Here is a 23286-nt window from a genome sequence, read left to right as displayed (position 1 = left end):
ATGTGTAAAAATATGGATAATCTTAACATCGGCGGTGTTCCGCTGAAATCCCACACAGTTCTCGCACCCATGGCGGGGGTAAGCGACAGGGCTTACCGTGAGCTTTGCGTAAGATTCGGTGCGGCATACTGCGTAAGCGAAATGGTCAGCTCAAAGGCGCTTTCTTTCAACAGTAAAAAGAGCGAAGAACTGATGGAAATTTCAGACTTGGAGCGTCCTTGCGGAATTCAGATTTTCGGTGATGATCCGAAATGTATGGCTGATGCCGCAAAGCACGCACTTGAAAACAAACCTGATATTATTGATATCAATATGGGATGCCCTGCTCCGAAGATAAGCTCAAACGGCAGCGGAAGTGCATTGATGAAAAATCCTCGGCTTTGCGGAGAAATCGTCAAGGCTGTGACAGCCGTTACCGACATACCCGTAACCGTAAAAATCCGCAAGGGTTGGGATGATGACAGCGTAAATGCCGTTGAAGTTGCAAAAATCTGCGAATCGGCAGGGGCGGCGGCAATCACCGTTCACGGCAGAACAAGACAGCAATATTACAAGCCTCCCGTTGATTACGGTATTATAAGGGCTGTAAGAGAATCCGTCAGCGTTCCCGTAATTGCAAACGGAGACATTGACAGTGCCGAAAGGGCAAAGGAGGTTATGGACATCACGGGCTGTGACCTTGTTATGATCGGTAGGGCAACGCTCGGAAATCCGTGGATTTTCTCGCAGATTAACGCATACCTTGAAAACCCGAATGTTAAAATTCACACTCCCGACCTTGAAGAAAGGCTCGGTGTAATGATTGAACATATCGGCAAAATGGTTGAATATAAGGGCGAGCATATGGCAATGCTTCAGGCAAGAAAACTTGTAGTCGGCTATTTCAAAGGCATGAAGGGTGCGGCAGCCTTGAGAAATGAGGCAGGAAAAATTAAAACGCTTGATGATTTGTACGAATTAAGGCAAAAAGCCCTTTCGTTGCAATGACATAAATTCAAAAAGGATACACAGTATCCTAAAATAAAAATATAAGGGGAATATAACAATGAGTGAAAAAACAAATATCGCTACTCTTGATTACCTCAACGAGTACGATCCCGCAATCGGTAACGCAATGACAGACGAGCTTAAAAGACAGCGCAGAAACCTTGAACTTATCGCAAGTGAAAACATCGTTTCTCCGGCAGTTATGGCTGCAATGGGCAGCTTGCTCACAAACAAATATGCCGAGGGTTATCCGGGAAAGAGATACTACGGCGGTTGTCAGTGCGTTGATGTAGTTGAAGAAATTGCCCGTCAGCGTGCGTGTGAGCTTTTCGGTGCCGAACACGCAAATGTTCAGCCTCACTCAGGCGCTCAGGCTAACACAGCGGTATATTTTGCAATGCTTAATCCCGGTGATACGGTAATGGGTATGAACCTTAACGAAGGCGGTCACCTTACACACGGTTCACCTGTTAATATTTCAGGTAAATACTTCAATTTTGTTCCATACGGTGTTGATCCCGAAACGCACAGAATTGATTATGATAAGGTTCTTGAAATTGCAAAGGAATGCAAGCCTAAGATGATTGTTGCAGGTGCGTCTGCATACCCAAGAATCGTTGATTTTGCAAAGCTCCGTGAGATTGCCGACGCAGTAGGCGCATATCTTATGGTTGATATGGCTCACATCGCAGGTCTTGTTGCCGCAGGCGTTCATCCGAACCCTGTTCCGTATTGTGAGTTTGTTACAACAACAACACACAAAACTCTCCGTGGTCCTCGTGGCGGTCTTATCCTCTGCCGTGAAGAATTTGCAAAGCAGATTGACAAGGCTATCTTCCCCGGTACACAGGGCGGTCCTCTTATGCATGTTATTGCCGCAAAGGCTGTTTGCTTCGGCGAGGCATTAAAGCCTGAGTTCAAGGAGTACGGCAAAAAGATTGTTTCTAACTGTAAAGCTCTTGCAGACGGACTTCTCAAAAGAGGCAACAAGCTTGTTTCAGGCGGTACGGACAACCATGTTCTTCTTATGGATCTCCGTGATACAGATGTAACCGGCAAGGAGCTTGAGGCTCGTCTTGACGATTGCTACATCACAGTGAATAAAAACACAATTCCGGGCGAACCCCGTTCACCGTTCGTAACAAGCGGTGTAAGAATCGGTACTGCCGCTGTTACTACAAGAGGTCTTAACGAGGAAGATATGGACAAGATTGCCGAGTACATCACCCTCGTTCTTAACGACTATGAGAACAGCAAGGAAAAGGTTAGAGCAGGTGTTGAAGAAATCTGCAAAAAATATCCGCTTTATGAGTAATCGTGAGTAATAAATTACTCAGAAAAAAGTAAAAATGAATAATTAAAAAGTCAGTCGGTTGGTATATTGCCAACCGACTGCTTTGCTGTTACAGTTTGTAATATTAAAATATATTATGCCCGAGCGGAAGTTTTTTTAAATTGAAAGTTGAAAATGGAAAATTAAAAATTGCGGTCGGGCAGACAGTTTGCAAAATGCAAATCATTGTCGCCCGACTGTTTTTTATATATAGAAGTTGTGTTTAAATGCAGGGGAGAACCTTGTTCTCCCGTTCGTGTGCATACCAAATTAAAGCATAACATTCATTACATCAAAAAATATGTAGGCAAACAAAAAGACCGAAAAATTGCTTTTTCGACCTTAAATTAATTTTGATTATTCTGTTTTACTGTCGGAGGCGGTGGGGATTTCACCGTGTTTTTCTTCAAAATCCGCAATTTCATTTTTAATCAGATGAAGAAGATACCAATTCATTGACCTGTCATCATACTTTGCGACATACTCAAATTTACGCAACAAATCTTCATCAATGCGTAGTGACAAATGTTTTGGCTTTCCCGTCATAAAATTGCACCTCAAATGAACCTATTATGGGTTTATTATAAGTCCTTATTGTGCTATAATGTAAAAGTGAACCCATAATGGGTTCATAAAAAGGGAGTGCTTTGTTAATGAAAATTGCGGTTATCGGTTCAAGGACGCTTACAGTCAGAAACCTTGAAAAATATATTCCGAAAGATACAACAGAAATCATTTCGGGAGGTGCAAATGGAATTGACAGATGTGCAAAGGAATTTGCGGTAAAAAACAATATCAGATACACGGAATTTCTTCCTGAATATAAAATACATGGAAGATATGCTCCGCTGAAACGCAATCTTGAAATCATTGACAATGCAGATTTTGTTTTGGCTTTCTGGGACGGAAAAAGCAGGGGTACTAAATTTGTTATAGATAATTGCAGAAAAATAAATAAACCGATAAGAGTGTTGATTAGCAAAGGATGTTTATAACATAATGTTATTGCCACATATTACATAGTGTTTTCGTCACTCAAAAGTTATGCGTACAAACAAAAATGCATCGGAGCCTTGTTCGGGCGACCGATGCAATTCATTTATCATATTATTTTTTTCAAAAGTTATACCATAGGAAACCACATCGGAACTACGGTATTGAAAATAAGGACAGAGCAGATTCCGCAGGTTAAGCCTAAAATCATACCGGCAATAACATCCGTAAGGTAGTGAACACGCAGATAAATTCTTGAAAACGCAATCAACATTGCAAGCATAAGAATCGGCATAAAGGTTATGACTTTGCAACGCATAAGAGCAACCCCGACCATTGCAAACGATGCCGTCGTGTGACCTGACGGAAACGAGTAGAATCTCGGTCTGTCAATAAGCTGTTCGTCATCATCAAGGGTGTGGCAAGGTCGCACACGCTTTACTATATGCTTGATAATAATCTCTCCCATAAGGTGAGCCCACGCAAGTCCGAACACAAAGTTTGCACCTGTTGCCCTCCAGTTGGAGTTTATAAGAAACGGCAGGCAGATTGCCCACCATACAATACCTGCATTGCCTGCACGAGATGCAGTAATCATTATTTTGTTTAGTGCCGGCTTATGAATTCGGGATATGTTATCAAGTACTCTGTTGTCAATGTTTTGAATTCTGCCAAACATAAACACAACTCCTGTTCGTAATATTTATCCTGTCTGTCGCAAAATATGCTTGCAAAACAGGCTGATTGAGCATTCTATCATTACTCATACAGGTTCATTATAACACATTAAAATTCATTTGAACAGATATTTTGCAAAAATTTTACTTAATTTTCAGATTCACCAAATGTGCAATTGACGGGATATTTGCCCCCTGTCCGCTTGATGTCGGACTCATGAGCGCACCCGTTGCCATAAACAGGATGTTTTGAACAAGTCCGTTTTGAAAATCGTCCATAATTTTTGAACAAAGAACCGATGCGGCGCATCCGCAGCCCGAACCGCCTGCATGAACATCCTGATTGGAGCGTTCAAAAATCATCAGTCCGCAATCGTTGTGTTGTTTCCTTATATTGATTCCGTTACGCTCAAGCAAATCATAAAGTGATTTACTGCCGACTTCGCCCAAATCACCCGTAATAATCATATCGTAATCCTCGGGCGATGTTTTGGTATCCTCAAGATAACATTCAAGGGTCTGAGCTGCCGCCGGAGCCATTGCCGCCCCCATGTTATTGGCATCGCTTACACCGAGGTCAACTATTCTGCCGACTGTCGCTCTTGCAACGCAGATTCCTTTTTTTAGGCTTTTCAGAATACAGCTTCCCGCACCCGTAACTGTCCATTGTGCGGTTGGAGTGCGAACTCCGCCGTATTCAAGCGGAAAACGGTACTGCCGTTCCGCCGATGCAAAGTGTGACGAGGTGACGCATGCGGAAACTTTTGCCCCGCCGCTTTCAACGGCAGATGCCGCCATAATAAGACTTTGCGCCATTGTTGAACACGCTCCGTACTGCCCAAGATACGGGATTCCGAATTTCATAAGTCCAAAGCTTGATCCGATGCATTGGTTGAGCAAATCTCCTGCGAAAACGCAGTCAACCTCGTTTGCGTGTGTTTTTGAACGCTCCAGAGCTTTTTCAAGAGCTTCGCCCTGAAACATACTTTCCGCCTGCTCAAAGGTGTCACAGCCGTCATAGCTGTCGTAAATAATCTTGTCGAAATAGTTTTTAAGGGGACCTTCGGCTTCCTTTTTTCCGACAACCGACCCCCAGCCGGCAATAACAGGCCGGCTTTCAAAAGCAATTGTATATGCACCTGTTCGTTTTATCATACAAAAACTCCCTTCCGCTTTTATTATCTGCGAAAGGGAGTTTTTTATTATTATCGGAAGTTGTTTTGCTTAATTATTCTTCGCCTGATTCAGGTTCTGTAGGCGTCGGTTCGGGATCGGGTTTTGGCTGTGGCTCGGTTTTTGATTCCGAACTTGACTGGCTTGATGAACTGTGGCTCGATGAACTGTGGCTCGATGAGCTTGATGATGAACTGTTGCTTGAATGACTTGATGAAGAACTGCTTGAATATGACGGTTCACTGTATGATGACTGTGAACTTGATGAGCTTGAACTGCTGTCGTCATTCTTCGGAACTGTTTCATCAGGGATTACAACATCATCACCGTATTTTGCACGGGGATCATTGTTGGCATCAATGAAAACATATCCGTTTTCGGTATCATAAGTTGATGAACCGAGTGACTCGGAATCAATCTCCTTGCCGTCCTTGTAATAAACTCTCCAAGCCTTTACCGTGTAGCTTGAACTACCCTGATTCGTGAGCTTGTTACGAGTCATAATAAGGTCGTATGAATCCGATTTCCAACCCCAGAATGAAACATAAAGTGTGTTGTCAACAACCTTACACTCAAGGAACATCTGGTAATCTGTCGGATTAGAAAGTTTAAGGTCAAGGTTGCCGTAGTCGATTGTTGCGTCAAGACCTGTGGGAACATAGCTTGATGCCCACTTGTGACAATAACGCTCCTCAACTTTCATGTTGGCTCTGACAGCCGCATTGTAGATTGTTGAACTTGACTGACAGATACCGCCGCCGATACCGATGTCGGACTTACCGTTTGAAATTACACCTGCCGGCTTGTAGCCGAGAGATTCAAGGTTTGAGTTGCCTGTGCATTTGTTGAATGACCAAGTTGCACCGGGTTCAATAACCGAACCGTTGCAGGCTTTGAGCGAAACACGCATATTTTCTGTTCCGTTTTCCGTATTGGTGGAAACGGTTTCATATGTTGAAAGAAGAACGATGTTTTTCTTCAAATCGTCAACTGTGATTTTTGCATCTGTTTTTTCAACATCGGCAATAATTCTGTATTCGCTTGCACCGCTTGCAAACACACCCTTAAACTGATTTGCAAGGTCTGTTTCGTTTACTTTCTGTCCCTGTGACGCCTCTGTATATTCAAAACGCTTTTTGGCATAGGGGTGGAACTTTGAAACTCTTGCGTTCTCAGCCTCTTTGTAATTTTTCTTTGCAACCTTCTTTGCTGCTTCGTCAACACTTTCTGCGATTACGGTAGCTGTTATCGTGTAACTCTTTTTGCTTGTTGAAGTTTCAACAGACGGATCGGTTGCTTCATTTTTGATTTCATTAAGTACAGACTCAATGTCATAAGTATATTTGAAATCCTTTTCGGTCACTTTACTGATGACTCCGTTTACATCAACCGAAATGTCAAGAGGCTTAATAAAGCTTTCTTCCTTTTCTTCAAGAGCTTTTTTTGCCTCGTCGTATGTTTTTCCCGAAATTGAAACACCCGAAACGGTTGTTCCGTCAGGAAACTTAAACTCACCGGCAATAGCCTCCTCAACGCTGTTAAACAGGTTTCCTCCGAAAATGCAGAAACCTGCCACACCGAGAGCTACTGCAACTGCGGCAACGGATGAAATGATGATTGCAAGCTTTTTCTTGCTTTTCTTTTCGCCTTTAGCCATACGACCGCCCGATGAATGTTTTCCTTTCTTGTTATCAGACTGTCTGTTGCCGTCGCAGTTGATGTCAACAAGATCTTCATCAACAACAAGAATATCGTCCATAAAATTCCTGTTCAAAAAAATTCACCTCATATATACCCAATAATTGCCCTTTGAAAACCTACTGCATTTGATTTTCAAAAAGGGAAACGCTTTTATTACTTTCTTTAATTACCCTATACTGAAATATATTACAGTACAGTTTTTATTTTACAATATAATTTCAAAAAAATAAAGTGTGAAAACACAAAATTTAGAAATTATTTTTATAGAAATTTAAGTCCTTTTTACCAAAAGATTTTAGCTATATTTCCGACTCATATTCCGAGTGTGAATTTTTATCGCCTTAAAAGCCCGGAACAGTTGCCCCGATTAAAAAACACAAACGAAAATTTAATTATTTTTATTTAAAATTCAGATGAAATGCAAAAATAATCTATTGAAATACTTGCAGATTAAAAGTATAATAGTAAAAGCACCCCTGTGTGCAAAACCGTTTTCGGTTATTTTGAATTACGGAGAACTGATATGAAAATAATCATCTTCACAGCATCAACAGGCGGAGGGCACAAGAGAGCCGCTGCGGCTATTGAGGCAAAAATAAAAGCAGTCAGTCCCGACACGAAGGTCAAGGTTATTGACGCCATGAAGACAATCGGCAGGGTATATGATAAAACCGTTTGTGACGGCTATCATTTTATGGCAACGAAAATTCCAAAGGTTTACGGCAAATTCTATAAGATTACCGACAGAAGAACCCTTATGTACAAGGCTGTTATGCAGTCCAACACAATGATGTCGGCAAAGCTGCTTGACACAATCAATGAATACAAGCCCGACGCAATTATTATGTGTCATCCGTTTGTTACAACAATGGTTTCAAAGCTTCGCCGTCAGCACAAGATTGATGTTAAGGCAATCAGCCTTATAACTGACTATGACGCACACAGAACATATATTGTTCCGTATGTTGACGCATATGTGCTTGCAGAGCCTGATATGGCGACAAAGCTTATTGATGAATACGGTGTTGACAAGAGCATAATATATCCGCTCGGCATACCGATTTTTGACCGTTTTACAGAGGCTTTTGACAAAAAGGCGATTTGTGAGCGTGAAGGGCTTGATCCTAACAAGCCTACAATTCTGCTTATGGCAGGTTCTTTCGGTGTTACAAGCGTGCTGAGCTTCTACAAAGCTCTTGTGGAGCAAGCTCCCGAAATGCAATTTATTGTTATCACCGGCAGAAACATCAAGCTTTTTGCAAACCTTGAAAAGGTAATTGAAGAAACGGGTATGCAGGACAACACAAAGCTTTTGTACTTTGTAAAAAATGTTGAGGATTATATGCACATCTCAGACCTTATTGTTACAAAGCCGGGCGGACTTACCGTTACCGAAAGCCTTGCCTGTTCGCTTCCCATGGCAATCTACAGCGCATTTCCGGGTCAGGAACGGGACAATGCGGAATTTTTACTCAACAAGGGTGCGGCAATTATGCTCCGAAAAAAGACAGGTGCAGATGATATCGTAAACCTTGTTAAAGACAAAGAAAAACTTGATGAGATGAAGGAAAAGTGCAGAGAGTTGCACCGCCCCGATTCGGCAGAAAAAATATTCAGACTGGCGCAAAAGCTTTGTAACGATTCCAAAGGAGGAAATGACAAATGATGAAAAAAGCACTCTCTGTTGCATTGTGTATTCTTATGGCAGGCACGGTGCTTACTGCGTGTTCAAATCCCGATGAATTTTCGGACAGCGAAAACCTTTCGCTGAAATACACACGCTCCGACAAAACCGATGATACATTCAATTATGCCGACGGTGCAAAAACCGCCCCGTCATCATATGATACCTATTCCGCAAAAATAACCGATTTTGAACTCAGGCTTTTCAGAAACCGTCACAAAAGCGGTTCGTATGTATTTTGTCCAGCAAATGCAGTTCTTAATCTTGAGGCTATGGCTAACGGTGCGTCGGGCGATACTCAGGAAGAAATCACCAATGCACTTTGCAGCGGTGTGACGCTTGAAAATATGAACCAATGTGCGTCATATTTTGCAAGCCGTATTCAATCGGTTGCATCTTCGGACAAATCGCCCGAAAGCTCGCAAAGCTCGGAAAAAGATTCCGAAAAGAACAGCGACAAAAGCTTTGTAAAGCTTTGCAACTCGCTGATTTCAAATGACAATGCCGACATTATGACGGGCTTTTTGCAGACAACAAAGGACTATTATGACACCGATGTTCTGCGTTTTAATTTTTCGGACAGCGACGCCTTGAAAAAGCTTGACAAAAAATATGCCGATTTTACAAACAACGGTTCTGTTTTTGAAAATCTTGACACAAAGCAGAGTGTGATTTCACTTTCTGCGACAGATATCTGTGACAGATGGCTTAATCCTTATGCACAGACCGACATTGAAAAGGCTAAATTTAAGTCGGCTGACGGTGAAAAAGAAGTTACATATATGACCTCAAACGAAACATATATGAAGACAAACAAGGCGACTGCCGTTATGAAATATTTCTCGCAAACACCTCTCAAAATGATGGTTATTATGCCGAACGAAGGTGTTTCGCTTGATGATTACGCAACCGATTTTACGAGCCTTGAATACACAACATTGCTTGACAGCGTTGATGTGACCAAAACAGCCAAGGCAAAAATTCCTGAATTTTCAGTCAGCGGAGATGAGTCTGCAGAAAATATAACGCAGATTGTTGAAAAAAGCGGAATCAATTCATCATTCACGGCTGACCGTTCAAGATACAAGAATCTGAGCCGTTCAGATGATATTGCGTTCAGCGCAATGTATGACATCGCTCCGTCGCTTTCAATTAACGCAGGCGGTATCGGCGGAACACAGTCAAACGGCGACAAGGCAGAGCTTGAAAAAAGAACAAAAGAACTTTCAAAAACCGATGTGACGGTAGAATTTAATCGTCCGTTTATGTTTGTTATCCTCGACAACGAAAGTGACATTCCGCTGTATATGGGAACATATGCAGGCTGATTTCGTCAGCAGTGAAAAGTGAATAGTTAAAAGTTATGGTCGGCGGTGTGCCACCGCTGTCTGTTCGAGAAGATAGTTAGATAAATGAATTGCATCAGATGCCCGAGAAAGGTTCTGATGCAATTTTTATTATATGAAATTTTCGGATTCTTCGTAGGTGCGTTCATCGGACTTGAAAACGCAGAAACGGTATGATATAATAAATCGTATATATGTAACAACGGTGTTGCGGGCGAAATATGCGCTGACCGACACACCTAAACATAAATTTCGGAGGGATATTATTATGGCTGAAAAAACTGTCCGTACACGATATGCACCAAGCCCGACAGGTTTTATGCATGTCGGCAATCTGCGTACTGCTCTTTATGAGTACCTCGTTGCAAAATCACAAAACGGCAAATTTGTTCTCAGAATTGAAGACACCGACCGTGAACGCCTTGTTGAGGGTGCGGTTGATGTTATATATGATACAATGAAACTTGCGGGACTTAAACACGATGAAGGTCCCGATATCGGCGGCGATTTCGGTCCTTATGTTCAGTCCGAAAGAAAGGATATGTATCTTCCTTATGCCGAACAGCTTATAAAAGAGGGAAAGGCTTACCGTTGTTTCTGCACAAAGGAAAGACTTGAAAAGTTACAGGACAGCGTTGGCGGTGGTTATGACAGACATTGCCGTAATCTTCCGCAGGAAGAAATCGACAGACTTCTTGCCGAGGGTACACCTTATGTAATTCGCCAGAAAATGCCGATTGAGGGCAGTACAACATTTACAGACGCAGTTTTCGGTGAAATTACCGTTGACAACAGCGAACTTCAGGATCAGATTCTTATCAAGACTGACGGCTACCCGACATACAACTTTGCAAATGTAATTGACGACCACACAATGGGCATTACTCATGTTGTCCGTGGTTGTGAATATTTAAGCTCCACACCGAAATATAATCTTCTTTATGAAGCATTCGGATGGGAAATTCCGACATATATCCACCTTCCGCTCATTATGGGCAAGGATGCCGACGGCAATGTTTCAAAGCTTTCAAAGCGTCACGGCGCAACAGGCTTCTATGACCTTATTAACGAGGGCTACCTCCCACAGGCAATCATCAACTATATTGCACTTCTCGGCTGGTGTCCAAAGGATAATCAGGAAATCTTTACCCTTGCAGAACTTGAAAAAGAGTTTGATGTAAGCGGTATCAGCAAGTCACCGTCAATTTTTGACTATGACAAGCTTTCATGGTTCAACGGTGAGTATTTAAAGGCTATGACTCCCGAAGAATTTACGGATGTTTGTATGCCATACTATAAGAAGGTTTTCGGTGACAGAGAAATGCCTTTTGAGAAGTTTGCCGAAATTCTTCAGAAAAGAACTACAAAGCTTACGGATATTCCCGAAATGCTCGGTTTCTTTGCAGAACTTCCCGAATATGACAAGGAGCTTTTCGTAAATAAGAAGAGCAAGACTAATCTTGAAAACGCTCCCGTTGTATTGCGTGAGGCTTACGAAAGATTAAAGGCTCTGCCGACATGGGACAACACTTCAATTCACGATTGCCTCATCAATATGGCGGTTGAAAAAGAGCTTAAAAACGGCACAGTTATGTGGCCTGTAAGAATTGCCGCAGCAGGCAAAACAGTAACTCCGGGCGGTGCTGTTGAAATTCTTGACATTCTCGGAAGAGAAGAGTCGCTCAAAAGACTTGAAATCGGTCTTGAAAAGCTCGGCGCATAATTCTACTGACGGAGGTACACGGCAAATGGCTGAAGAAATAAAGAATGTTGAGGGTGAAGCTGCCGTTCAGGGCAACTTCATCTGGGATTTTATAAAAGAGGATACTGCCGAGGGCGGAAAATTTGAGGGTAAAAAGGTTCACACCCGTTTTCCTCCCGAACCGAACGGCTATCTTCACATAGGTCATGCAAAGGCTCTTTGCATTGACTTTGGTACTGCCGAGCATTTCGGCGGAATCTGCAATCTTCGTATGGATGATACCAACCCTACAAAGGAAGATGTAGAATATATTGACGCTATCAAAGAGGACATCAAGTGGCTTGGTTATGATTGGGACGACAGATTTTTCTATGCATCACAGTATTTTGATCAGATGTATGAATTTGCCGTTGAGCTTATCAAAAAGGGACTTGCATATGTTTGCGAGCTTACTCCCGATAAGGTGAGAGAATACAGAGGCGACACACAGACACCTGCAAAGAGTCCGTATCGTGACCGTCCTATAGAAGAAAGCCTTGATTTGTTTGAAAGAATGAAAAACGGCGAATTTGAGGACGGCAAAATGACTCTCCGTGCAAAGATTGACCTTGCGTCGGGTAACTTTAATATGCGTGATCCTGTTATCTACAGAATTAACAGACTCAAGCATCACAGAACAGGCGACAAGTGGTGCATTTATCCTATGTATGACTTTGCTCATCCGATTGAGGATGCTCTTGAGGGTATTACGCACAGCCTTTGTTCACTTGAATTTGAGGCTCACCGTCCGCTTTATGATTGGGTAATTAACAATATTTCCGTTCCGTGCAAGCCAAGACAGATTGAATTCGCAAGACTCGGAATTAACAACACGGTAATGTCAAAGAGAAAGCTCCGTGAACTTGTTGAAAAGAACTATGTAAGCGGTTGGGACGATCCGAGAATGCCTACACTCTGCGGACTTCGCAGAAGGGGTTACACACCAAAGTCAATTCGTTCGTTCATTGAGCAGATTGGTGTTTCAAAGGTTAATTCAATTGTTGAATACGGCTTTCTTGAGCATTGTCTGCGTGATGACCTTAACGAAACGGCAGAGCGTACAATGTGCGTTTTAAAGCCTGTTAAGCTTGTTATTACAAACTATCCTGAGGGACAGAGCGAAGAATTTGAGGTTGAGAACAACCCGAACCGTCCCGAGGACGGCACAAGAAAGGTTACTTTCAGCCGTGAGCTTTACATTGAAGAAACCGACTTTATGGAAGAACCCGTAAAGAAGTATCAGCGCCTTTATCCCGGCAACGAGGTAAGAATCAAGTCTGCATACATCGTAAAATGCACAGGCTGCAAAAAGGATGAAAACGGCAATGTTGTTGAGGTTTATGCAGAGTATGATCCCGAAACAAAGGGCGGAAATACTCCCGACGGCAGAAAGGTAAGGGGCACAATCCATTGGGTTGACGCTAACAACTGCCTTGATGCGGAAGTAAGACTTTACGATAACCTCTTTACTGTTCCGGACCCCGATACAGGCGACAGAAACTTCCTCGATTATCTTAACGAAAATTCACTTGAAGTTCTCACAGGCTGTAAGGCTGAAAAGAATATTGCAGGTGCAACGGCTCCGAAGAGCTATCAGTTTATGCGCCACGGCTATTTCTGCATTGACAACAAGGACAGCTCACCCGAACACCTTGTATTCAACCGCAGCGTAAGCCTTAAAGACAGTTTTAAGAAGTAAAATAAACAAAGGGCGGTCTTTTCTTTGACCGCCCACTTTAATAGGAATTTGTGTTCATTAAATATGCTTTGATGTAATCAATAATATGTTTAAATTTGAACACAATGTGTTCAATCGTGTGCAATACACACGAACGGGCGGATGATAACCGCCCCCTACCGGGTGTTAATATGATGAAAAAAATACTTGTAACAGGTGCATCGGGCGGAATCGGTTCGCAGACTGCTGTCGCTTTTGCAAAATGCGGTTGCGATGTTGCGTTGCATTACTCAAAAAATTCCGAAAAAGCCGAAAGCCTTGCCGAAAAGCTTACAAATGAATACGGCATAAATACCTTTGCTGTTCAGGCAGATGTTTCCGATTATGAAAGCGTTTGCAAAATGTTTGACGAAATCGACAGCCGATTCGGTAACCTCGATGTGCTTGTCAACAATGCGGGAATTGCACAGCAAAAGCTGTTTACCGACATAACTCCCGATGAATGGAAGAAAATGACTGGGGTTAATCTTGACGGTGTTTTCTACTGCTCGCAACAGGCACTCAAAAGATATATGATTAAAAACCACAGCGGTGTTATTCTCAATATCAGCTCAATGTGGGGACAGGTCGGTGCGTCATGTGAGGTGCATTACAGTGCGTCAAAGGCGGGTGTAATCGGACTTACCAAAGGTCTTGCCAAGGAGGTCGGTCTGTCGGGAGTGCGTGTCAACTGTATTTGTCCGGGTGTGATTATGACCGATATGATGAAAGGCTTTGATGAGCAGACCGTACAGGAGCTTAAAGAGGAAACTCCGCTTAATATGCTCGGTATGCCTGATGATATTGCCGAAACAGCGGTGTTTCTCTGCAGTGACAGGGCAAGGTTCATCACGGGACAGATTGTCGGTGTAAACGGCGGAATGATTATTTAACTTAATAAGAGTATGAAAAAACGGTCGGAATTTGATTTCCGACCGTGATTTTTTACTGTATTTATATGTTTAAGGATTTAGCTTTTGCCGTTGAGAATATCGGCAATGATTTCTCTCTCGTCCATATGGTACTTAACACCCTTGATTTCCTGATAATCCTCATGACCTTTGCCTGCAAGTACGATAATATCTCCGTCCTCGGCATTGTCCATGCAATATTTAATTGCATCTCTGCGGTTCGGCACGACAACATACTTGCCGTCGGTTTTTGCAAGACCTGTCTTGATGTCCTCAATGATGTCCATAACATCTTCAAATCTTGAGTTGTCTTCCGTTACAACCGAAAGGTCTGAAAGTCTGCCCGAGGTTTCGCCCATTTCATAACGGCGAACCTTAGGACGGTTGCCGCCTGCACCGAACATTGTAATAAGTCTGTGCGGATTGTACTGACGAAGTGTTTCAAGTACATTTTCCATTGAAAGTGCGTTGTGTGCGTAGTCGATGATGAGTGTGTAGTTGTAGGGAACAGGCACACGCTCAACTCTGCCCTTGACCTTGGCAACCTTGAGAGCGTCAATAATCATCTGATCTTCAATTTCGTCAAAGAATGAAACTGCCGAAATTGCCGCAAGTGCGTTGTATGCATTGAATTTGCCCGGAATGTCAACATCAACAGAAAGATTTTTGATTCCCTCTGTTTCAAAGTGAACACCGACAAATCCGTTTTCGGAGAGAAGATGAGCATTTTTGCCCTTCAAGTCCGCATTGTCGGCAAAACCGTAGGTGAGAACAGAACCCTTGAAATCCTTTGTGATATCCTTCCATGCGGGATCGTCAATATTTGCAGCGGCAAATTTGCATTGTCTGAAAAGCAGACTCTTGCAGTAGAGATATTCCGCAAGGTCTTTGTGTTCAACACCGCCGATGTGGTCGTCCGAAAAGTTTGTAAAGATGCCGACATCAAAAGTCATGCCTGCAAGACGGCTGTGTTTAAGTCCGATTGACGATGCCTCAATTACCATAACCTTGCAGCCGGCGTTAATCATATCACGCATCGATTTCTGAATAATGTATGATTCGGGAGTTGTGTTGTCGGTTTTGTGGGTTTCTCCGCCGTAAACAACACCGAGTGTTCCGATTGTGCCTGTCTTGATTCCTGCGTGTTCAAAAATTTCCGCAACCATTGCTGTTGTTGTGGTTTTGCCCTTTGTGCCTGTGATTGCAACCGTGTAGAGCTCATCCTCGGGATGTCCGAAAAATTCAATGCTCATAAGCGAAAGAGCGTATCTTGTGTCATCAACCTTTACAACGGCAACATCACTCGGCACTTCAAAGTCGAGGCTGTCGCTGATAACGAGTGCCGACGCACCTTTTTCAACGGCTGACTTTGCGTACCTGTGCCCGTCGGAGGTGTAACCTTTAAGGCACACAAAGGCCGTGCCTTTTTCAACCTTTCGTGAATCATAGATAATATCCGAAATTTCAGTATCAAGATTGCCCTGAACCGTGTATTCAAAATTTATAAGAAGGTCTTTCAGTTTCATCATATATATCTCCGTTCCCCGACATAAAGTCGGCTTGCTTATTTTCGCTGTCTTTATAATTATAACAATTGTCAGCACTTATTACAACTGTATGTTAAAAAATTAATGTGTGATGTTTGAAATAAATGACTTTGTTTTGTGATTGGTCATTTTTTACTAAAATCAGGAAAATTTGCCGAAATTCAAGCTTATTTTATGAATAAAGAATATAATTTGGGTGTTATGTCACATAACCATCGGGTGTGATTGTGTAACTTGTACAAATGGCATCTTAGCAAAACAAACAATTCAAGTCAATGTAATTTGTGCAATAAGTAAAATTTCAATAAAAAAGATATCATATTGCACAAAAATAATTTTGATTTTTAACAACATAGATAAAAAGTACAAAGGGAGTTGAAATTCAGGCGATTTTTTGATATGATTATATAGCGGATATGATGTACTTTGTGCGTTATATCCTCAAAGAAAGTATGTAATCCGAAAGGACACTACGAAAATATTCAGAAAGAGGGATTTTTCCAATGAAAAAGATTCTCGCCATTTTATTGGCAGGTATGATGACTGCTACTGCACTTGTTGGCTGCGGCGGCGGAGACGCATCATCGAAAACAGACAATGGTTCAAAAACAGACAACGGTTCTTCGGACGGTGCTGCTAAGATTGAAGGCTCAATTGTTGACGACAGCTACTTCGGCGATGAAGGTACAGACAGCAAGCCTGTAACTCTTAAGGTATGGGCTCCTGATGCTGCTGTAAGCCTTGTTAAAGAGCAGGTTGAGGCTTTCAAAAAGGCTTATCCTAACAGAAAGTTCAAGGAAATCTCAGTTGTAGCACAGGGCGAAAAAGATGCCGCTACAAATATGCTTAACGATGCTACAACAGCTGCAGATGTATTCAGCTTCCCGAGTGACCAGCTCAACAAGCTCGTTGACGCAGGCGTTATTTCTCAGGTTGCATTTAAGGATGCCGTAACAGAGGCTAATGATGAGGGAACTGTAAAAGCAGGTACACTTAATGGTACCCTCTACGCTTATCCTGAAACAAACGATAACGGTTACTATCTCGTTTATGATAAGTCAGTAGTTTCCGACGAGCAGGCTCAGACACTTGAGGGCATTCTTGATGCTTGTAAGAAGGCAGGCAAGAAGTTCATTATGAATGCCGGTGACGGTTACTATGCTTGTACTTTCGCTTTCACTGCAGGTGTTAAAATTGACGGTCTTGAAAAAGACGGTATTACACAGAAGTTTGTTAAATATGACGAAGATGAAGCTGTTAAAACACTTCAGGCTTTTGCAAAGCTCATCAAGGATTACAGAGGTACATTCCAATCGCTTGACGTTGCTAACATCGCTTCAGGTTTTGCAGGCGGTAAGTGTGGCGCAGGTATCGACGGTTCATGGGATACAGCTTCTAACCAGAAGGCTCTCGGTGACAACTTCGGTGCTGCAAAGCTTCCTACAATCAATGTCAACGGCACAGACAAGCAGCTTATCTCAATTTTCGGTTATAAGTACATCGGTGTAAACGGTTCTTCTAAGTTCCCGGCAACAGCTCAGATTCTTGCTCACTATCTTGCAGGTGAAGAGTGCCAGCTCCAGAGAACTGAGAAGCTCGGTTGGGGACCTTCAAACAAGAAGGTTCAGGAAAGCAAAGCTGTAACAGATTCTCCTGTTCTCAAGGCTATCGGTGAGCAGGCTAAGAATGCTTGTATACAGGTTAATATTGCTAATACATTCTGGGATCCTATGGCTAACCTTGGCAACAAGATCATCGCTGACACATGCGATCCTTCAGATGCAGCTGCTATGAAGAAGCTTCTTAACGAAACAATTTCTAACGTTAGGGATGAGGGCTAATCGTTAAGTAAGTTAAATTAAGTAAGTTAAATTGATTTAATTTAATCGATTAATTAGCTGCGGGACACTCCGAAAACGGAGTGTCCCGTAAAAAAAGAAAAAATGCGGACTGTCCGCTTGCGTTATCAATTTGTGTATTCGCCTGACTAATAATGTTTTATTACGAACGGCAACTGTTATAAGATAGCGTAAAAGACATTATTAGTTTGGTGTATTAGAGAGATTTGCAAATTATTAAGGAGAGCGCCTAATGACATATGTTGAATACAAACAGCTCAATCCTTTCCAGAGATTTGCCTACAACACAAAGAAGTTTTTCTGTAACATTCCTCATGCCGTTGCCCATTTTTTTACAGCACTCGGCAAGGCAATAGTTAAGTTCTTCGTAGGCATCGGCAAGGGCTTTGCCAACTACGGCAAGACCTTCGTAAAAGGCGACTGGGCTACAAAACTTTCCTACCTTATTTTCGGTGTAGGTGATCTTAGCAAAGGTAAATATTACAAGGGTATTCTTTTCTTCGCTGTTGAAGTTCTCTATATCCTTTATATGGCATTTTTCGGTTGGGGATATCTCAAAATGTTCCCGACACTCGGTATTCAGGCTCAGAGAACTGAATATATCAACGGTATCATACCAAAGCAGGTACCCGGCGATAACTCAATGCTTATTCTGCTTTACTCGGTATTGACACTCGTAATCACAGTAGTGGTTTTCGCTATTTACATAGTAAACATCAAAGATGCGTACAGACATCAGATTATGAAGGCTAACGGTCAGAAACCGACTTCATTCAAATATGATATGAAGCAGTTCCTTGACGGTAAGTATCATATCACACTTATGTCATTCCCTGTACTTATGATCGGTATCTTCAATGTTCTGCCGCTCATATTTATGATTTTGATTGCATTTACCAACTATGATAAACAGCATATGCCTCCGGGAACACTGTTCACATGGATTGGTTTTGACAACTTCGGCTCACTCTTCAACCTCGTTGAAGGTGCTAAGAAGGGCTATACATTTATTAAGCTCACAGAATGGACTCTTATCTGGGCTGTTGCAGCTACATTCTCAAACTATATCCTTGGTTTGATCTTCGCTCTTATGATCAACAAGAAGGGTATCAAGTTTAAATCACTCTGGAGAACACTTTTCGTTATTACAATTGCTGTTCCTCAGTTCGTATCACTTCTTCTCATGAACCAGATGCTCCAGTCAAACGGTGCTATAAACATCCTGCTTTCAAACATTACAAACAGTCATGTTGAAATTCAGTGGCTGAATCAGGACGCGACGCTGGCTCGTTGGGTAGTTATCATCATTAACTGTTGGGTAGGTATTCCGTACACCATCCTCTCTATGTCGGGTATTCTTATGAATATTCCTGAGGATCTCTACGAATCTGCAAGAATTGACGGTGCAGGTCCTGTCAAGACATTTACGGCTATCACACTTCCGTATATGCTCTTTGTTACAACTCCTCAGCTCATTACCCAGTTTGTCGGCAACATCAATAACTTTAATGTTATTTACCTGTTGTCAAACGGTAATCCGACGACCGAAAAATTTTATCAGGCCGGTCAAACCGATATCCTTGTTACATGGCTCTTTAAGCTGACCATGAACTCTCAGGACTACGGACTTGCCGCCGCGATAGGTATTTTGGTATTTGTTATTTGCGCAACGCTCTCACTCATTGTGTATAATAACTCAAAATCAATGAAGGATGAGGAGGCGTTCTCATGATAAAAAGTTACAAATTAAGAAGACACATTGCGAACGCTTTTGTTTACCTGTTCCTTATTGTAATGGGTTTCGTTTGGATTTCTCCGTTCATCTATCTTTTAATGCATTCATTCCGTGGTGGTGCTGAAATTTACGGAAGTACAATTATCCCGCAGGAATGGACATTACAGAACTACATTGATTTGTTCACAGGCTCAGGCGGTACTGCAAGCCTTAACTTCCCGAGATGGTTCCTTAACACATTCGTAGTTGCTTGTTTTAGCTGCGTAATTTCTACAATTTCGGTTCTTATGGTTAGTTACGCATTCAGCCGACTCAGATTTAAGGCTCGTAAAAAGTTTATGAATGTTGGTATGATTCTCGGTATGTTCCCCGGCTTCATGACAATGATTGCTATTTACTACCTTCTCAAGGCAATGGGTCTTACTCAGACTCTCGTTGCTCTTGTAATCTGCTACAGCTGCGGTGCCGGTCTTGGTTTCCAGATTTCAAAGGGCTTCTTCGATACAATTCCAAGAGCACTTGACGAGGCGGCAACCATTGACGGTGCTACCAAGAACCAGATTTTCTGGAAGATTATTCTTCCTATGTCAAAGCCGATTGTTGTTTACACGGTTCTTACTTCATTCATCGGACCGTGGACAGACTTCATTCTTGCTAAGATTATCATGGGTGATGCTCGTGACAACTATACTGTTGCTATCGGTCTTCAGCTAATGATTGATCAGGACTTTAAGAACACATACTACAAGCAGTTCCTTGCAGGTTCTGTTGTTGTTGCTGTTCCGATTACACTTCTCTTCCTCAAGATGCAGAAGTATTATGTTGAAGGTGTAACAGCCGGCGGCGTAAAGGGTTAATCCAATATACAAAAGCTCTCACGGGCGGCAGTCACAGGCTGCCGCCCATTTTAAATTTACGGAGGATACTATGAAAAAAATTCTTTCCATTCTTCTTGCCGGTGCAATGCTTGCTGGCTGTGTGCTTACAGGCTGCTCTGATTCTTCATCATCAAAATCAGATTCATCCGACGGAAATACTGCAAAAGTTGCCGACCCGATTGAAGGCGTTAAGGCAACTGCATCAACCGATAAATACAGAAACTACTACGAAATTTTCGTAAACTCTTTCTGCGATTCAAACGGTGACGAAACAGGCGACCTTCAGGGAATCATCTCACAGCTTGACTACCTTAATGACGGCGATCCGAATTCAGGTGACGACCTCGGTGTTGACGCAATCTGGCTTACTCCGATTATGCCGTCAAAGTCATATCATAAGTATGATGTTGAAGATTATTACAATATTGATCCCGACTTCGGTACGCTCGACGATTTTGACAAGCTTATTGAAGAATGTCACAAGCGTGGCATAAATGTAATTCTTGACCTTGTTTTGAATCACGCATCTTCAAAAAATCCGCTCTTTACAAAGGCTGTTGAAGAGGTTGCCGATAATAAGCTTGACGGCAATGCCGAATATTTTGAAATTCACAAATCCTCATATTTTGACAGCGATACTCAGACTATCAGTCTTGGAAACGGTTATGCCTGTGAGGCGAACTTTTCTCAGGAGATGCCCGAATGGAATCTCAATTCTAAAAAGACGAGAGAAGAATTTACAAAAATTGCGAAATTCTGGCTTGACCGAGGAGTTGACGGTTTCAGACTTGACGCTTGCAAATACTTTACAAATAAGGAAACCGACGGAACAGAATTTCTTAAGTGGTTCTACGACACCTGCAAGGGCATTAAGAAAGATGTCTATATGGTTGGCGAGAACTGGAGCGATGATTCCGATATTCAGGAGCTTTACAAATCCGGCATCGACAGCCAGTTTGCATTTAAGTTTTCAACCTCAACAGGCACAATTATCAGCAACATCATTTCGCAGGGCGGTATGGCTACTGTCAAAAAAATTATGAACTACGACAACAAAATGACAGAGTCAAATCCCAATGCTATCAATGCAATGTTCCTTTCAAACCACGATCAGGTTCGTAGCGGAAACGCACTTGAATCTCAGGGACTTTCTTCTCAGAAACTTGCAGCCGCAGTTTATATGCTTGCGCCGGGTAATCCGTTCATCTATTACGGAGAGGAAATCGGTGTTAAGGCTCCAAATACCACAAACGATGCGGCATACAGAACACAGATGGTTTTTGACAGCGACAACCTTCCCGATATTTATGTAAACGGTATCGGAGATGAGCCAGAGGTGCCTACCGGCGGCGGTGTAAAACAGCAGCTTGCCGACAAGGATTCTCTCCTCAACTACTATCGTAGAATTATCACAATCAAAAATCAGAACCCCGAAATTGCAAGGGGCAGAATTGTAGGCACACAGGGCTTTGATGATAAGGCAGTCGGCGCTTACTATGTTGAGTATGAGGATTCAAAGCTCCTCATTATTCACAACTTCAGCAAGAATGATGCCAAGGAGCTTACAATTACAGACGATATGATTAAGAATGCAACTCTCCGTGCAGACCTTATCCCCGAAAGCAGCTCAAAGCATACCGAGCTTAAAGACGGTAAAATCTCTGTACCGCCACAGTCAACGGTAATCATTAAGTCGGCTGAATGATTTTTCGTTCGTGAAGACAGTTATTTTGTAGCGGTATCACAGAAGCTTTGCAACATTTGTATAAGGATATATAAACCACAAAAGGCACATAACCGAAAACAATGACGGTTATGTGCCTTCTTGTTTTTGTAAGGCTGTTATTTCACAGCCCTACAAGTAATATCACAAAATGTTTGACAGATGTAATTTTATAAATGTCGCAAAATGACTGCTGTTTTGTAGGGGAAAACCTCGTTCTTCCGTGAGTAACGGCAGAAATTACATTTAAAAACAAATTTTATAAATTCTCAAATACATTGTTTATTACTACAAATGATAAAAATTGAAAATTCCGAAAAAATTCTTGTTTTCGTCACACAGTTGTCAATATTGGTGTGGTATAATAAAGTTACAACATAAGGGAACGGCAAACGTCGTCCCGATTAAACAGTGTATAAGTTTTTTTATTTGATATATTTTCCTCTCTCCTAAATAAAAATGAAAACGGAGGCTGTGAAGAACGAAGTCTTAAACTTCATTCTTTACAGCCTCTTTTTCATTACGGTGTGCCGCCGTTGTCAATTCGTGCAGACAATTTTTTGCTAGTCGCTGTGATTAATATACAGCTTTCATAATATCAAAACATATTCGTGGGAATGTATAATATTTATCAAGCATAAGCCCGCTTAAATTTTACAAAAAAATGCTTGACAAAAAGTGAGCGGATAGTTTATAATGTTTAATCGTGGGACATTCTGTAATTGCGCCCGTTTTTGGGGATATTATTGATGTTTCACATGGCTTTGCAAAAGCAAAGCAGTTTTATCAATTCTTATATTTTTTGAAAGGAGGACAAATAATGCCTACATTTAACCAGTTGGTACGCAAGGGCAGACAGGTTTCCGAGAAGAAGGCAAAGGCACCTGCTCTCTTAAAGGGTTGGAACTCAAAAAAGCGTGTTGCTATTGATCAGAGCTCCCCACAGAAGAGAGGTGTTTGTACTGCAGTAAAGACCGCTACACCTAAAAAGCCTAACTCAGCGCTCAGAAAGATTGCCAGAGTAAGACTTTCTAACGGTATTGAAGTCAGTTCCTATATTCCCGGCGTAGGTCACAACCTTCAGGAACACAGCGTTGTTCTTATCCGTGGTGGCCGTGTTAAGGACTTGCCTGGTGTTCGTTACCACATCGTTCGTGGTACACTCGATGCTCAGGGCGTTTCGGGCCGTATGCAGAGCCGTTCAAAGTACGGTGCTAAGCGTCCGAAGAAGGGTAAATAAGGAATTGACAAAACTCTCTTGACTTAAATTATTTAAGTTCT

At 42.2% G+C, this 23286-nt stretch carries 18 protein-coding genes; 13 read left to right on the top strand and 5 right to left on the bottom strand.

Going from position 1 to position 23286, the window contains the following annotated elements:
* The first annotated feature begins 12 nt into the window (after positions 1 to 12).
* Together dusB and AC2HW8_RS02335 are read left to right on the top strand one after the other, a co-directional pair.
* On the top strand, positions 13 to 987 hold the full coding sequence (gene dusB, locus AC2HW8_RS02340; RefSeq protein WP_484327092.1) for a tRNA dihydrouridine synthase DusB: 975 nt from the start codon (positions 13 to 15) through the stop codon (positions 985 to 987).
* A gap of 58 nt (positions 988 to 1045) precedes the next feature.
* Entirely contained in the window at positions 1046 to 2302 is a 1257-nt protein-coding gene (locus AC2HW8_RS02335; protein WP_484327091.1) for a serine hydroxymethyltransferase, read from the top strand.
* Between the two features lie 375 nt (positions 2303 to 2677).
* Here AC2HW8_RS02335 and AC2HW8_RS02330 read toward each other — a convergent pair whose 3' ends face one another.
* A complete protein-coding gene (locus tag AC2HW8_RS02330) occupies positions 2678 to 2866 on the bottom strand; it encodes a hypothetical protein (protein WP_117965923.1) in 189 nt (62 codons plus the stop codon).
* A gap of 107 nt (positions 2867 to 2973) precedes the next feature.
* Between AC2HW8_RS02330 and AC2HW8_RS02325 the strand changes: the two genes are divergently transcribed.
* Positions 2974 to 3315, top strand: a complete 342-nt coding sequence (locus AC2HW8_RS02325; RefSeq protein ID WP_015523159.1) for a DNA-processing protein DprA — start codon at positions 2974 to 2976, stop codon at positions 3313 to 3315.
* Between the two features lie 128 nt (positions 3316 to 3443).
* Here AC2HW8_RS02325 and AC2HW8_RS02320 read toward each other — a convergent pair whose 3' ends face one another.
* The 3 genes from AC2HW8_RS02320 to AC2HW8_RS02310 form a co-directional block, all read right to left on the bottom strand.
* Complete coding sequence (locus AC2HW8_RS02320; protein WP_021882702.1) at positions 3444 to 3992, bottom strand: phosphatase PAP2 family protein; 549 nt, start codon at positions 3990 to 3992, stop codon at positions 3444 to 3446.
* Between the two features lie 142 nt (positions 3993 to 4134).
* Entirely contained in the window at positions 4135 to 5145 is a 1011-nt protein-coding gene (locus AC2HW8_RS02315; protein WP_295240286.1) for a stage V sporulation protein AD, read from the bottom strand.
* A gap of 73 nt (positions 5146 to 5218) precedes the next feature.
* Positions 5219 to 6937: a VanW family protein gene (locus AC2HW8_RS02310; RefSeq protein ID WP_303667145.1), complete on the bottom strand. Its 1719-nt coding sequence runs from the start codon at positions 6935 to 6937 to the stop codon at positions 5219 to 5221.
* A gap of 450 nt (positions 6938 to 7387) precedes the next feature.
* Between AC2HW8_RS02310 and AC2HW8_RS02305 the strand changes: the two genes are divergently transcribed.
* From AC2HW8_RS02305 to ymfI, 5 genes are all read left to right on the top strand, one after another.
* The gene (locus AC2HW8_RS02305) at positions 7388 to 8530 is read left to right on the top strand and encodes an MGDG synthase family glycosyltransferase (protein WP_117951268.1); all 1143 of its coding nucleotides are present in this window, start codon (positions 7388 to 7390) and stop codon (positions 8528 to 8530) included.
* A complete protein-coding gene (locus AC2HW8_RS02300; RefSeq protein ID WP_303786068.1) occupies positions 8527 to 9876 on the top strand; it encodes a serpin family protein in 1350 nt (449 codons plus the stop codon). The genes AC2HW8_RS02305 and AC2HW8_RS02300 overlap by 4 nt, the downstream gene beginning before the upstream one ends.
* A 286-nt stretch (positions 9877 to 10162) precedes the next feature.
* On the top strand, positions 10163 to 11617 hold the full coding sequence (gltX, locus tag AC2HW8_RS02295) for a glutamate--tRNA ligase (protein ID WP_101070526.1): 1455 nt from the start codon (positions 10163 to 10165) through the stop codon (positions 11615 to 11617).
* 25 nt (positions 11618 to 11642) lie between these two features.
* Entirely contained in the window at positions 11643 to 13334 is a 1692-nt protein-coding gene (locus AC2HW8_RS02290) for a glutamine--tRNA ligase/YqeY domain fusion protein (protein ID WP_303931895.1), read from the top strand.
* A gap of 173 nt (positions 13335 to 13507) precedes the next feature.
* A complete protein-coding gene (gene ymfI, locus AC2HW8_RS02285; RefSeq protein ID WP_484327155.1) occupies positions 13508 to 14245 on the top strand; it encodes an elongation factor P 5-aminopentanone reductase in 738 nt (245 codons plus the stop codon).
* 77 nt (positions 14246 to 14322) lie between these two features.
* Here ymfI and AC2HW8_RS02280 read toward each other — a convergent pair whose 3' ends face one another.
* Entirely contained in the window at positions 14323 to 15789 is a 1467-nt protein-coding gene (locus AC2HW8_RS02280; protein ID WP_484327154.1) for a UDP-N-acetylmuramoyl-L-alanyl-D-glutamate--2,6-diaminopimelate ligase, read from the bottom strand.
* Positions 15790 to 16313: 524 nt separating this feature from the next.
* Here AC2HW8_RS02280 and AC2HW8_RS02275 point away from each other — a divergent pair.
* From AC2HW8_RS02275 to rpsL, 5 genes are all read left to right on the top strand, one after another.
* Positions 16314 to 17651: an extracellular solute-binding protein gene (locus AC2HW8_RS02275; protein ID WP_021882693.1), complete on the top strand. Its 1338-nt coding sequence runs from the start codon at positions 16314 to 16316 to the stop codon at positions 17649 to 17651.
* Between the two features lie 250 nt (positions 17652 to 17901).
* Positions 17902 to 19401 (top strand): carbohydrate ABC transporter permease, encoded by a 1500-nt coding sequence (locus tag AC2HW8_RS02270; protein WP_021882692.1) that lies wholly within the window; start codon positions 17902 to 17904, stop codon positions 19399 to 19401.
* The gene (locus tag AC2HW8_RS02265) at positions 19398 to 20261 is read left to right on the top strand and encodes a sugar ABC transporter permease (protein WP_046431438.1); all 864 of its coding nucleotides are present in this window, start codon (positions 19398 to 19400) and stop codon (positions 20259 to 20261) included. The genes AC2HW8_RS02270 and AC2HW8_RS02265 overlap by 4 nt, the downstream gene beginning before the upstream one ends.
* A gap of 70 nt (positions 20262 to 20331) precedes the next feature.
* The gene (locus AC2HW8_RS02260) at positions 20332 to 21987 is read left to right on the top strand and encodes an alpha-amylase family glycosyl hydrolase (protein WP_484327090.1); all 1656 of its coding nucleotides are present in this window, start codon (positions 20332 to 20334) and stop codon (positions 21985 to 21987) included.
* A gap of 838 nt (positions 21988 to 22825) precedes the next feature.
* Positions 22826 to 23245: a 30S ribosomal protein S12 gene (gene rpsL / locus AC2HW8_RS02255; protein ID WP_015523173.1), complete on the top strand. Its 420-nt coding sequence runs from the start codon at positions 22826 to 22828 to the stop codon at positions 23243 to 23245.
* The last annotated feature ends 41 nt before the right edge of the window (positions 23246 to 23286 follow it).

The sequence above is a fragment of the Ruminococcoides sp. genome (assembly GCF_057037865.1).
This window is presented reverse-complemented; position numbering and strand designations above follow the sequence as displayed.